This is a genomic window from Flavobacterium antarcticum DSM 19726, from assembly GCF_000419685.1.
Lineage (GTDB): Bacteria > Bacteroidota > Bacteroidia > Flavobacteriales > Flavobacteriaceae > Flavobacterium > Flavobacterium antarcticum.
The window spans coordinates 120,058-133,472 of the sequence record NZ_ATTM01000006.1 but is presented as its reverse complement, the minus strand read 5'-3'; the positions used below and the strand labels follow the sequence as shown (position 1 = coordinate 133,472).

Here is a 13,415-nt window from a genome sequence, read left to right as displayed (position 1 = left end):
AAAAAAATTAAATGCTATGAAAGATTCAACAACCACAAAAAAAGACGCAGCTACAACGAAACCTGCTGTAAAACCAACGACTGCTTTAAAGAAAGAGATTGAAAGAAAGCACATGGTTGAAGCTAAATCAACGGCGGCTGAGAAATTGAGAGAATTGTTTGTTGACGGTTTGAAAGATATTTATTGGGCTGAAAAAGCGTTGACTAAAGCAATTCCGAAAATGGCCAAAAATGCGACTTCCGCTAAATTAACTGCAGGTTTGACTTCACACTTAGTAGAAACGGAAGGTCAGATTAGTCGTTTAGAAAAAGTCTTCAAAATAATTGGTGAAAAAGCAGTTGCTAAAAAATGCGACGCTATGGACGGATTAATTGAGGAAGGAAAAAGCATCATGGAAGAAACAGAAGCGGGTCCGGTTAGAGATGCAGGAATTATTGCTGCTTCTCAAAAAATCGAGCACTATGAAATTGCTACTTACGGAACTTTGACTGCTTGGGCTAAAACTTTGGGCGAAAATGAAGCAGCCGAATTACTTTGGACTTCTTTGAACGAAGAAAAAGATGCGGATAGAAGTTTGACGGAAGCTGCATACCACGACATCAATTTCAACGCAGTAGATGCGGATGAAATGATGGACAATAAAAAGACAAAAAAATAAGTACTTTTTTATTTAGGTATTTTATTAATCCCTATTCTGATGTATTGGAATAGGGATTTCTAATTCTATAAATGATTTACTTTTACTACTTTAATTTTGTTGAACTCCTGTTTTTCGAATTTTATTTGTGAAAATTAGTGTAATCTGTATAAAATAAATAGGGACATTTCAACTTAAATTCCTTCTATATTATCAAATCTTTTTTCTAACGACATCTTTTTCCTTATTTTTACCGTTATCAAATTTTATATATGGATAATAGTTACCAACTTACCGTAAATAATACTCAAATTTACGACCGAAAAGCATCTGAAAATTCAAACCTTGATGCTGTAGAAGTTTCGCCTTCGAAATTTCATATTCTTAAAAATAACCAAGCCTACACTGCCGAAATCGTTGAAGCTGATTTTATTAATAAGACCTATACTGTAAAAGTAAATGGAAATTCTTATACCGTTTCCATCGCTAATTCTCTTGACTTGCAGATTAAAGAGATGGGATTTTTAGTGGGCGGTTCAAAACAAATCAACGAAATTAAAGCGCCAATGCCGGGCTTAATTCTTGAAATGAGCGTTTCCGTAGGTGAAGAAGTGCAAGAAAACGATTGTTTACTGATTCTTGAAGCAATGAAGATGGAAAATAGTTTCCTTTCGCCAAGAGCGGGAATAATCAAATCTATTTCTGCGAAAAAAGGAGATGCTGTTGAGAAAGGACAATTGTTGATTGAGTTTGAATAGATTAAAAATGGTTTAAAGCTTAAGGCTTCAAGTTTTATGGAGAACCTGAAACTTTAAACAAAGAAAACCTGAAACAAATAATATGAAAATAACAAAAATATTAGTTGCCAATCGTGGCGAAATAGCCATTCGGGTAATGAAAACTGCCCAGAAAATGGGTATCAAAACAGTTGCCGTTTATTCGACGGTGGACAGAAATGCACCTCACGTAAAGTTTGCCGATGAAGCGGTTTGGATTGGCGAAAGTCCCTCCAATCAATCGTATTTATTGGGAAGCAAAATTGTGGAAGTGGCTAAATCTTTAAACGTAGATGCGATTCACCCCGGTTATGGATTTTTAAGTGAAAATGCCGCATTTGCAGATGAAGTTCGTGCTAATGGAATGATTTTCATCGGTCCAGAGTCGAAAGCGATTCACATGATGGGAAGCAAACTTGCCGCAAAAGAAGCAGTGAAAGCGTATGATATTCCAATGGTTCCTGGAATTGATGAAGCGATAACCGATACCGATAAAGCAACGAAAATTGCGATTGAAATTGGTTTCCCCATCTTAATTAAAGCTTCTGCCGGTGGTGGAGGAAAAGGAATGCGTGTGGTTGAAAAAGCCGAAGATTTAGAATCTCAAATGACACGTGCCATCAGTGAGGCGACTTCAGCTTTTGGAGATGGCTCGGTTTTTATTGAGAAATATGTGGCTTCTCCGCGACATATTGAAATTCAAATCATGGCAGATTCTCACGGGAATACGTTGTATTTGTTTGAAAGAGAATGCAGCATTCAACGCCGTCATCAGAAAGTAGTGGAAGAAGCACCTTCGTCTGTATTAACTCCCGACTTGCGTAAGCAAATGGGTGAAGCAGCGGTGAAAGTGGCACAAGCTTGTGATTATTTAGGTGCAGGAACGGTGGAGTTTTTATTGGATGAAAACTTGAATTTCTATTTCTTGGAAATGAATACGCGTTTGCAAGTGGAACATCCGGTTACCGAATTAATTTCGGGAGTGGATTTAGTAGAATTGCAAATTCGTGTGGCTCGAGGCGAAGCACTTTCAATGAAACAAGCCGATTTAAAAATGAAAGGCCATGCGATGGAATTGCGTGTGTATGCCGAAGACCCGTTGAATGATTTCTTGCCAAGTGTGGGGCATTTAGACGTTTATACTTTGCCTAAAGGCGACGGAATTCGTGTGGATAACGGATTTGAGCAAGGAATGGATGTGCCGATTTATTACGATCCGATGTTGGCAAAATTAATTACTTACGGGGAAACTCGCGAAGAATCAATTCAGTTGATGATTCAAGCGATTGATGGTTATCATGTGGAAGGCGTGAGTACGACTTTGCCTTTTGGGAAATTTGTAATGGAGCATGAAGCATTCCGTTCAGGACATTTCGATACGCATTTTGTGAAGAAATATTACGATGCAGAACATTTGAAAGTTCATCAGGAACAAGAAGCGGAAGTTGCGGCAATGATTGCACTTCAACAGTATTTAAAAGACCAAATCACGCTTCGTTTGCCTAATTAAATTCAGTATTCAGTCGCAGTATTCAGTCACAGTTTTCAGTCACAGTTTTGATTTACAGTTTTTACATTGAACTTTTAAAAAAAAACTGAAACCTGAAACAAAAAATAATAATAAATGCAAAATAAAATTCAAAATTTACAAGATAAAATGGCTTTGGCTCGTTTGGGCGGAGGCGAAAAAAGGATTGCAACACAGCATTCAAAGAAAAAATTAACGGCTCGGGAACGAGTGGAATATTTAATGGACGAAGGTTCATTTGAAGAAATCGGAATGCTGGTTACACACCGTACGACGGAGTTTGGCATGCAAAAAGAAGTCTATTACGGCGATGGTGTAATCACAGGTTACGGAACCATTAACGGCAGAATGGTGTATGTTTTTGCCCAAGATTTTACTGTTTTTGGTGGCGCTTTGTCTGAAACACATGCAGAGAAAATTTGCAAAGTGATGGATTTAGCCGTGAAAACGGGAACACCAATGATTGGTTTAAATGACTCTGGTGGTGCTCGAATCCAAGAAGGTGTGCGTTCTTTAGGAGGTTATGCAGATATTTTTTATAGAAATGTACGTTCTTCGGGCGTGATTCCGCAGATTTCTGCAATTATGGGACCGTGTGCTGGTGGAGCGGTTTATTCGCCTGCCATGACGGATTTCACCATGATGGTAGAAAATAGCAGTTACATGTTTGTTACAGGGCCAAACGTGGTGAAAACAGTTACTAACGAAACTGTGACTTCAGAAGAATTAGGTGGTGCAAGTACGCATTCCACCAAGTCGGGAGTGGCACATATTACTTCTGCAAATGATGTGGAATGTTTGGAAGACATCAAGCGATTGTTGAGCTATTTGCCACAGAATAATACCGAAACTACTCCAAAAGTACAAATTGAATTGGGTACTGAAATTCGGGAAGAATTAGCGCATATCATTCCTGAAAATGCCAATAAACCGTATGACATGCATTCGGTTATTAAAGGAATTATTGATGCAGATTCATTTTACGAAGTACATAAAAATTACGCAGAAAATATCATCGTAGGATTTGCTCGTTTAGGAGGAAGGAGTATTGGTATTGTTGCCAATCAACCTAACTTTCTAGCAGGAGTTTTAGATGTAAACAGTTCGATTAAAGCGGCACGTTTTACTAGGTTCTGCGACTGTTTTAATATTCCACTTTTAGTGCTTGTGGACGTTCCTGGGTTCTTACCTGGAACCGACCAAGAATGGAACGGTATTATAGTTCACGGTGCGAAATTGCTTTATGCTTTAAGCGAAGCTACGGTGCCAAGAATTACAGTAATTACTCGAAAAGCATACGGTGGCGCTTATGATGTGATGAATTCAAAACACATTGGAGCGGATATGAATTTCGCTTGGCCTTCTGCAGAAATCGCCGTTATGGGTGCCAAAGGAGCGAGTGAAATTATCTTCAAAAAAGAAATCGCTGCTGCTGAAAATCCTGCCGAGAAACTTCTAGAAAAAGAAGCGGAATATGCCGAACAATTTGCAACTCCTTATGGAGCGGCTCAACGTGGGTTTATTGATGAGGTGATTTTGCCACAAGATACAAGACGTAAATTGATTAAAGCGTTTAGCATGTTGGAAAATAAAGTAAGTGACCAACCGAAGAGAAAGCACGGGAATATTCCGTTGTAGGAAAGAGAGAATAGAGTAAAGAACAAAGAAAATAGATTATAGATTCATAGAGCTGAAATTCTATAGTATTCATAAAAGCTGCAAATCAACAAGTTGAAAAATGTTGTTTTGCAGCTTCTTTTTTTAGTATTGGAGTCGTGTAAATTTCAAACAAGATGTTATAACTTCATTTAACATATGTTAACAAAAACCGCGTTAAACCTTGCCTACATTTGCATTTAACATTTTTGGCACTGTTGTTGATTTACGACAAGTCCAAATACAAACCCCATTTTTACAAATTTTAAAAATTAAAAAACCATGAAAATCAAATTAGCATTAATCGCACTTGTAACTGTTTTGTTCGTAAGTTGTAATTCAACAAAAACAGCAGTTGACGGAATTGAAGGAAGAACTTGGAAATTGAAAACGCTTGAAGGAAAAGACATGACCAATCTAAAATTAGAGAAAGACGTGTTTTTTATGTTGAATAAAGAAGAAAGTCGTGTGAATGGTTTTTCAGGTTGCAACAACATGATGGGAACGTATACTTTAGAAGAAGGAAACCGTATCAAATTTTCGCAAATGGGATCTACAATGATGGCTTGTCCAGATGCAACGTTCAATGAAAGAGACTTTTTAGAAGTGTTTGAATTGGCAGACAATTACACCATTACTGGTAACGAATTATCAATCAACGTAGGAAGAAGAGCTCCTTTAGCTGTTTTTGAAGCTGTTGATGTAAAAGAATAATGCAATTAGAACCTTATCGTATTGAGGTTTAATTTTAAAATGCCGAATATTATAGTTAATTCTGACGAAACATGAATTAATTTAGTATTCGGCATTTGTTTTGGAAAGCAAATAATGAAATGCTACTTATGAAAAATAAAAACGTATTACTTACCGGTGCTTCAGGAACTGTTGGCTTTGAAGCCTTGAAACAATTACTTGCTAAAGGCATTTACGACTTAACTGTATTTGATAAGGAAAGTGCTCTTTCTCGAAAGAAATTACTTCCGTTTAAAGGTCAAGTCAATGTCTTATTTGGAGATATTTCTGTTGAAAGTGATTTAAATGCCATAAAAGACATGGATTTCGTAATTCATCTGGCGGCGTTAATTCCACCTGTTGCGGATGATTTTCCTGAATTGGCTAAAAAAGTAAATTTAATTGGCACCCAAAATTTAATTAAACAATTGGAACTACATTCTCCAAACGCATTTTTCATGTACAGTTCGAGTATATCTGTTTATGGCGACCGAATAGAAAATCCATGGATAAATGTGGGTGATGCTTTAAAACCAAGCGAAGGTGATTATTATGCAGAAACTAAAATTTTGGCGGAAGCCTCCATTCAAAACAGTACTTTAGATTACACGATTTTCAGGTTGGCCGCGATTATGGGCAATCATAAAATTTCAAAGTTGATGTTTCATCAGCCATTAAATACAGCATTAGAAATTGCTACTCCGCGAGATACAGCGAGGGCTTTTGTTAATGGTATTGAAAAACAAGCTGCACTTTCAAAAAAGATTTTTAATTTAGGAGGCGGAGAAACGTGTCGAATAAGTTACGAAGGTTTTCTAAAACGTTCATTTCAAATTTTTGGCTTGGGCCAATTTGACTTTCCGGATCATAGTTTTGCAGATAAAAATTTTCACTGTGGCTACTACCAAGATGGAGCAGATTTAGAACATATTGTGCATTTTCAACAACACAGTTTAGAAGATTATTTTAAAATGGAGGCGGATAAAGTGTCTTTTGGCAGAAAATTTGCAACTACACTATTTAACAAACCAATCAAGTGGTTTCTGTTGCAAAAATCGGAGCCTTATACGGCTTTTAAGAAGAAGGATCAGCAGCAGATGCAACACTACTTTAATTAAAAAATTATAATTATGAAAACGATACTTTTATTATTTGGAATGCTTGCTGGTTTAACTCCTTCGAATAATCCGAAATTGACGATAAAAATTTCTAATATTGAAAAAATAAAGGGTGAAATTAAAGTAGGAATTTTCAACACCGACACTCATTTTTTAAAGGAAGGATACGCCCTTAAAAATTATTCTGTTAAAGTAGAAAATAACACAGCAATTCTGACGATTACGGATTTGCCAAAAGGCGAATATGCTGTTACCATGTACCACGATCAAAATTCAGATAACGAATGCAACAAAAATTTTATTGGAATTCCCAAAGAACCTTATGCATTTTCAAATAATATCAAACCGAAAATGTCGGCGCCAAAATACAAGGATTGCAAATTTGATTTATCAGAAAACAAAACATTAAACATTACGTTGATTAATTAACTATAATTGATTAAATTTATGTTTTGCAAATTTAGAAATTTCGCAGCTTCAGGGTTGCGAAATTTTAGCATTCTACACTCCTTCTAAAATCAAAATTTTACTTTAAAAAATAATATACCTTATGAAATTCAGCTTCTACTTCATCCTGTTTTTTTCCTTGTTCAGTTGTAAAAAGGGGATTGAGCCCTCAGAGGAATCCTCACAATTGTTTTTTAATGGTGAAATTATTACTATGGAAAACGATTCCGTCCAATATGTAGAAGCTGTTGTGGAGCAGAACGGAAAAATTGTATTCGTAGGAACTAAAGCGGAAGCCGAAACGAAATATAAAAATGCACGTCCAATGGATTTGAAAGGAGCGACCCTATTGCCCGGTTTCATTGATCCTCACAGTCATTTTGGAATGGTTTCTAATACGATGGGACAAGTCGATCTGAATCCGGAACCGGTAGGAAAAATTAAAAACATAGCTGATATTCTTGCTAGTTTAAAAGAGTATAAAGAGAAAAATGAAATTCCGGACGGCGAATGGATTTTCGGTTGGGGTTACGACGACGGACAATTAGAAGAAAAAAGACACCCTACAAAAGCAGATATCGATAAAGTCCTGCCTAATAATCCGGTTTATTTGCAACATACGAGTGGACACATGGGTGTTGCAAATTCGTTAGGTTTGCAAAAATTGAAATTTGATGCAACAACTGTAAATCCTGAAGGAGGAAATATCGAACGTTTACCAAATTCTCAAGAACCATCTGGTTTAGTGCAGGAAACGGCAATGTATCCTTTCGTTAGAAATATGTTGGAAATTTTAGCATCAAAACAAGCTGAATTTTTTGAAACGACACAAAATTACTATGCGTCAAACGGAATTACCACGGCTCAAGATGGAATGACGGACCGGAAGACGATTGCTTTTTTTCAATCACAAGCGGATGCAGGAACGCTTGAAATTGATTTAATAGCACTTGCTGGTTACTCGGAATTAGACTCTAATTTAGCGGATACTTCGCTTGTATTTAAAAAATATAAAAACGGATTTAAAGTACAAGGAACCAAGATCGTTGCCGATGGTTCACCTCAGGGGAAAACGGCTTTTTTCACGAAACCCTTTTTAACTTCGGTTCCGGGTTGTCAACACGATTGTAGAGGTTTGCCTAGTTTGAGTCAAGAAGCGATTAATAAGTTGTTTGAAACGGCTTATGCCAATGACAATCAGTTGTTCATTCATTGCAATGGCGATGCAACGGTTGACATGATTTTAAAAGCACATAAGTTGGCTTGCGAAAAATTAGAACAACCTTTAGATAAAGACCGAAGAACGATTGTTATTCACGCTCAATTTGCTCGTCCGGATCAATTGAAATCATTTGTGAAATACAACATGCAACCTTCCTTTTTTACAAATCACGCTTATTTTTGGGGTGATGAACACGTTTTAAATTTAGGAAAAGCCCGTGCTGACTTTTTGAGTCCAATGGTTTCAGCGCGAAAATTAGGTTTAAAACCAACCAATCATTCGGATGCTACAGTTACACCTATTGATCCAATTTTTACGATTTGGACTGCAGTAAACCGGTTTTCTCGTTCGGGAATTGTAATTGGTGAAAAGGAACGAACAACACCTTATTTAGCTCTGCAAGCGATTACTTCCTTTGCGGCTTATGAACTTTTCGACGAGCATTTAAAAGGAACTTTGACGGTGGGAAAATTAGCAGACTTCGTGGTTTTAGATAAAAATCCTTTGAAAGTGGATCCGATGGATATTCGAAGCATTAAAGTGGTGGAAACCATCAAAGAAGGAAAAAGCATTTATAGAAAATAATAAGTACAAAATACAAGCACTATGAATGCATAAGAACTATTTAGTTTAAAAGGAAAAACTGCAATTATAACTAGTGGTGCAAACGGAATTGGAAATGCTAATGCGATTATTTTAGCGCAACACGGAGCGAATATTGCTATTGGAGATTTCAATATTGAAGATGGGAAAAGATTGAAAGATTAAAAGATTAAAAGATAGAAAGATAGAAAGACAGTGAGCGCGTGTATATTTGCTAAATAGAAGATGGAAAATCTCTATTTTTGAATTCATTATTTTATGGGGTACTTTTAAACTGTATAAAATTGATTTGAAATGGTGTAAATGTTTTCAAGTATAAATTTCTAACTTTGATTTTATAGAATTAATAAAAAATTTAAAATGGACAATCACAAAAGCATTTCGATACTTAACGAACTTATCATTATCAATAACGACCGTGTAGAAGGATACAAAACGGCTTACATTGAGGCAGAAGAAACAGATCTAAAAATTTTATTAGAAGGCTTTCAGGAAACGAGTGAAAAAAACATTGTTGCATTAAGTGGTGCAGTTCGCCATTTGGGTGGTGAAGTTGAAGAAGGAACTCGTGCTACAGGCAAATTTTTCCGATTTTGGATGGACTTCAAAGCAACACTTACCGGAAATAACAGAGGTACAATTTTAGATTCGTGTGAATTTGGCGAAGATAAAGCATTAGAGGCCTATGAAACTGCTCTTGATGATAAGGAAGCATTAGCTCCTGATCACATCGGGTTAATTTTAGCGCAACAAGCTGCCATTCGTGCGGACCATGATAAAGTAAAAGCACTTCGTGATGAAGCAATGGAGTAATGATTTTACTCTGTCAATAACTGAAAATCCTGAAGATGTTAAAATTTTCAGGATTTTTTTATTTGTTAGTAGTGTTTAACCAACTGTAGAATTTTAAAAATCATTCAACAATTTCGTATTCAATGTTTAATTTTCGCAAATCTCGTAAAGACGAAGCTGCGTTTTTATCGTCTAATTCAATTTCTACAGGATCGCCGTCTAATAGGATTTCGGTAATTTCCATGCAAAGTGAATCACTTAGATCTACTGCAACCGAAGCAATACATTTTGCAATAGATCTTTTATCAGGTCTTTGTGCGTCACAGGATAATAAATTGACTTTCATAAGTGGAGTTTAAGCTGCAATATACGACAACTTCCGATTTGTAGACATCAAATTTAACTGTAAAGTTGTTCATTTTTCTATATTACTTGTAGCGTTAGCATTCTAGGATCCATACTTATTAAACAGATCAAACCCTTCAAACGGATCTCCTTAAAATCATTAAATTCTTATAATTTTGAAGATATTCGGATTCAAATAGATTTGGGTACATAGGACATTAAAATAGTTATTTTATGAAGTGAGCGGTTGAGTACAGTTTCTTATGTTGTTTACTTAAAATTAAACTTTTGAATGCTAGTTACACTTCGTACTTTTGTGCTATGAATGATAATTTTACTACAGAATTTTTTGGCATTGGCATACTGAACGGAAAGACACCAGAAAATCTGGGCGTGTTATGGCGTTCTGCCCAGAACCTTGGTGCAAGTTATATTTTTACTATTGGAAACCGTTACGCAAAACAAGCTTGTGACACGCACAATGCGGTAAAATCCATGCCTTATTTTCACTACGAAAATTTTGATGATTTCTTTAAAAATTTACCAAAAGGTGCTCGACTTGTTGGCGTAGAATTAGACGAAAGGGCAGAAGATTTGGAAACTTTTGAGCATCCCAGACGTTGTGTTTATTTGTTAGGTGCTGAAGACAATGGACTAACGAACCAGGCGATTGAGAAGTGTCACTTTTTAGTAAAGTTCAAATCCATAAAAAGTTTAAATGTATCGGTTGCCGGAAGTATTGTAATGTATGATCGGGGAATTGCTAAGGCGCGATCTTAAAAAATGCAAACTAATATAACTTTAAATTTAAACTCGAGGTTGCTAAATTTTATTCAAAGTAATTATAAATTTAAAGTCGTGAGTTCTAAATCTAAAAAAGCCTGTAAATTATAATTTACAGGCTTTTGAACTTAAATAAAGTTTTAGTGGAGTCGGGGAGTATGTCTTGAAGTATACTGATTTAGTATGTTAATAACTAATAATCAACTGTTAGCACTTGTTTTGGCTGGATTCGTTACATTTGATGTTATTGCGTTTTTATAGGTAAATAAAGCAAAACTGTCAACTAAATTGTCAACTGGATGAAATATACATTTAATGTGAAAGAGCCCAAATCTGAATCAGAATCACTAATATTGTTTTCCTGTTATTTTAAGGAAGAGAACAAAAAATTCGTTTATTCTACAGGAGAAAAAATCATTCCTAAAAACTGGGACTTCGAAAACCGATTTGTATTTACTGCTAGTAAAAATAAATCAAAATTTTCAGAAAGCATAAAAAAACAATTAAATCGTTATTCCGATTTATTTTTAGAAACGGAAGGTTTATATAAAAGGATCAACGAGCCATTTACTTCTCAAATTCTAAAAAAGAGTTTCGATGAACATTTTAAAAAGACCGTTAAAGGGAAAAATATTTTCTTCGATGCTTATGATCAATTTATGGCTGAAAAGAAACAAGGTAAAGAGTGGTCAGAAGCTACCGTAAAACGATATACAAACATTAAAAATATTCTTAAAAAATTTGAAGCTACAAGAAATTACAAGCTAACTTTTAGTAATATTAATCCTGCATTTCACAGAGAATTCACAACCTATTGTATGGATGATTTGGAACACATCAATAATACGTATTCGAGAAATCTTGGCCTATTTAAGAGTTTTATGTTTTGGGCTAAAAAAAATAAATTTACGTACAACGATGCTTTCATTGAATTTAAGAAAGTTGAACGAGTAATAACAAATCAAATCGCACTCACAATTGAAGATTTAGGAAAGTTGATGAAGCATGAATTTAAAAGTGAAAGGTTAGAAAAAGTCCGCGACGTCTTTGTTTTTGCATGTGTTACTGGAATGCGTTTTGGAGAGCTATCTCTAATTTCAAAATCTAACGTAATTAATGATTATATAATACTCAAAGAAGATAAGGACGAAACTAAGGAAGCTCGAGAAATTCCGTTGACCAGTATTGCTAGATTTATCCTCAAAAAATACGATTATGAACTTCCGCTGATTAAAAATCAAAAGCATAATGAGTATATAAAAGAAGTGTTTCAAGAATTAGAATATAACCATAAAGTTCAAAAAGTCACTACCAAGGGGAAAGAAAACATAAAAGAAGAACTATTTTTCTATAATCGAATAAGTACACACACTGCAAGACGGACGTTTATAACAATGATGAAGCGTCAAGGGAAAAGTGACAAACTTATTGCTTCAATTACGGGTCATAGCGATATGAAAACATTGAATCAGTATTATCAAGTGAGTGAACCTGAAAAAAAGGAAGCAATGGATGAGGTTTTTGACATTGAGATTCCATTGAAAAAAATAATTGGAGCGTAATTAAAATTTTTAATTGTTTGCGGTCAACAACTTGCTTTTTAAATTAACAAAATATTTATAGGCGTTTAAGTTAATCCAAATATCTTCCTTTTTTGAAACACTTAACAGTAATCTGTAACAGTTTATTTAGGTTAATTCCACGCAAAGGTCACACAAGGTCGCACAAGGTCGCACAAGGTCGTAAAAGGTCGCACAAAGTCGCACAAGGTTGTAGATGGAAATATTGATTATATAATATTTGTAAAAGTTATGCAGACACTAACATTCCGTTCTTGTCATCGCATTTACTGATTAAATAAATTATTATCAATCAAGCAAAACCGCCTACGTGCACATAGGTAGTTTGCATAATTAAATTTTAAAATTATGAAACTAGTTATTACAACTCCAGAAATGTTGGAAGATATTATTAAATCTTCTGTTGACATCGCTATTCAAGAATATTACTCTAAAAAGGAATTGGCGAAAACCAGAAAAAAACATTACACGATCAAGGAAACAGCCTTAGAATTAAAGGTAAGTACTTTAACTGTTAGAAATTATATTGACAAAGGAATCTTGCAAGCATTTAAGATTGGTAATAGAATTCTAATTACCAATGAGAGTTTAGAGAAGTCCATGAATGAGGTGAAATCAGCTCGATATAAGAGATAAAATCGACTATAAATTAACTTTAATCGTAAAACAAACGTAAAACTGACGCATAATGGACACCTATTTCTATTTCTGTCACTATTGTGGCAAAGAATATACACCCAAAAGAAGAAATTTTCAAAAGTACTGTAGCAACAGTTGTAGGACAAATGCTTTCATGAAAAGAAAGAATGCTGCAACTGTAGCTTTGCCATCCATTACTACAAACGAATCGACTATAACCAAACCAACGAAAATTGACACGATGAGTTTGGCGGGAGTAGGGAATGCGGCCGCTGGAGTTTTAGCGGCCAATTTGGCTACAAATTTATTTATAAGAGAAGAAAACAAACCTGCTACAAAAAAAGATTTACAGGAGGTTAAAGATCTGCTACTTACTCGCTATTATCCAATATTGAATCTTTCGCAACATTTAAATGGTGCAAAACCCTTTTACGATTTGGATACGCAACAAGTCGTTTACCTTTCTAATCGACGTTAATCACGTGACTTCTAAAAAATAAAAAATCGTCAGCACTAAAATAAATAGGAACGGATGAACAAAAAAAAGTTACTATAAC

Annotated in this window: 14 protein-coding genes; 13 read left to right on the top strand and 1 reads right to left on the bottom strand. The window is 35.1% G+C overall.

Going from position 1 to position 13,415, the window contains the following annotated elements; translation table 11 throughout:
• Positions 1 to 16: 16 nt before the first annotated feature.
• The 9 genes from YWA_RS15045 to YWA_RS0111490 all read left to right on the top strand — a co-directional run bounded on the left by YWA_RS15045 (position 17) and on the right by YWA_RS0111490 (position 9,532).
• A complete protein-coding gene (locus tag YWA_RS15045) occupies positions 17 to 658 on the top strand; it encodes a YciE/YciF ferroxidase family protein (protein WP_022828665.1) in 642 nt (213 codons plus the stop codon).
• Between the two features lie 251 nt (positions 659 to 909).
• Positions 910 to 1,395: an acetyl-CoA carboxylase biotin carboxyl carrier protein subunit gene (locus tag YWA_RS0111525; RefSeq protein WP_022828664.1), complete on the top strand. Its 486-nt coding sequence runs from the start codon at positions 910 to 912 to the stop codon at positions 1,393 to 1,395.
• A gap of 88 nt (positions 1,396 to 1,483) precedes the next feature.
• Entirely contained in the window at positions 1,484 to 2,923 is a 1,440-nt protein-coding gene (accC, locus tag YWA_RS0111520) for an acetyl-CoA carboxylase biotin carboxylase subunit (protein ID WP_026718770.1), read from the top strand.
• Between the two features lie 114 nt (positions 2,924 to 3,037).
• On the top strand, positions 3,038 to 4,579 hold the full coding sequence (locus tag YWA_RS0111515; RefSeq protein ID WP_022828662.1) for an acyl-CoA carboxylase subunit beta: 1,542 nt from the start codon (positions 3,038 to 3,040) through the stop codon (positions 4,577 to 4,579).
• Between the two features lie 300 nt (positions 4,580 to 4,879).
• Positions 4,880 to 5,311, top strand: coding sequence for an META domain-containing protein (locus tag YWA_RS15040; protein ID WP_022828661.1), 432 nt, complete (start codon positions 4,880 to 4,882; stop codon positions 5,309 to 5,311).
• Positions 5,312 to 5,439: 128 nt separating this feature from the next.
• The gene (locus YWA_RS0111505) at positions 5,440 to 6,447 is read left to right on the top strand and encodes an NAD-dependent epimerase/dehydratase family protein (protein ID WP_022828660.1); all 1,008 of its coding nucleotides are present in this window, start codon (positions 5,440 to 5,442) and stop codon (positions 6,445 to 6,447) included.
• Between the two features lie 12 nt (positions 6,448 to 6,459).
• Entirely contained in the window at positions 6,460 to 6,876 is a 417-nt protein-coding gene (locus tag YWA_RS0111500; protein ID WP_022828659.1) for a DUF2141 domain-containing protein, read from the top strand.
• A 232-nt stretch (positions 6,877 to 7,108) separates the two neighbouring features.
• Positions 7,109 to 8,701, top strand: coding sequence for an amidohydrolase (locus YWA_RS0111495; protein WP_051126944.1), 1,593 nt, complete (start codon positions 7,109 to 7,111; stop codon positions 8,699 to 8,701).
• A 378-nt stretch (positions 8,702 to 9,079) separates the two neighbouring features.
• Positions 9,080 to 9,532, top strand: a complete 453-nt coding sequence (locus tag YWA_RS0111490) for a ferritin-like domain-containing protein (RefSeq protein ID WP_022828657.1) — start codon at positions 9,080 to 9,082, stop codon at positions 9,530 to 9,532.
• A gap of 100 nt (positions 9,533 to 9,632) precedes the next feature.
• Here the strand turns inward: YWA_RS0111490 and YWA_RS0111485 are convergent, their stop codons facing one another.
• Positions 9,633 to 9,857: a hypothetical protein gene (locus YWA_RS0111485; RefSeq protein WP_022828656.1), complete on the bottom strand. Its 225-nt coding sequence runs from the start codon at positions 9,855 to 9,857 to the stop codon at positions 9,633 to 9,635.
• Between the two features lie 320 nt (positions 9,858 to 10,177).
• Here YWA_RS0111485 and YWA_RS0111480 point away from each other — a divergent pair, with 320 nt between their 5' ends.
• From YWA_RS0111480 to YWA_RS0111465, 4 genes are all read left to right on the top strand, one after another.
• The gene (locus tag YWA_RS0111480; protein ID WP_022828655.1) at positions 10,178 to 10,636 is read left to right on the top strand and encodes an RNA methyltransferase; all 459 of its coding nucleotides are present in this window, start codon (positions 10,178 to 10,180) and stop codon (positions 10,634 to 10,636) included.
• 302 nt (positions 10,637 to 10,938) lie between these two features.
• Positions 10,939 to 12,201 carry a tyrosine-type recombinase/integrase gene (locus tag YWA_RS0111475; RefSeq protein ID WP_022828654.1) on the top strand — a complete coding sequence of 421 codons (1,263 nt, stop codon included), beginning with the start codon at positions 10,939 to 10,941 and terminating at the stop codon, positions 12,199 to 12,201.
• A gap of 366 nt (positions 12,202 to 12,567) precedes the next feature.
• Positions 12,568 to 12,855: a helix-turn-helix domain-containing protein gene (locus YWA_RS15035; RefSeq protein WP_022828653.1), complete on the top strand. Its 288-nt coding sequence runs from the start codon at positions 12,568 to 12,570 to the stop codon at positions 12,853 to 12,855.
• Positions 12,856 to 13,012: 157 nt separating this feature from the next.
• A complete protein-coding gene (locus YWA_RS0111465) occupies positions 13,013 to 13,336 on the top strand; it encodes a hypothetical protein (protein WP_022828652.1) in 324 nt (107 codons plus the stop codon).
• Positions 13,337 to 13,415: the final 79 nt, after the last annotated feature.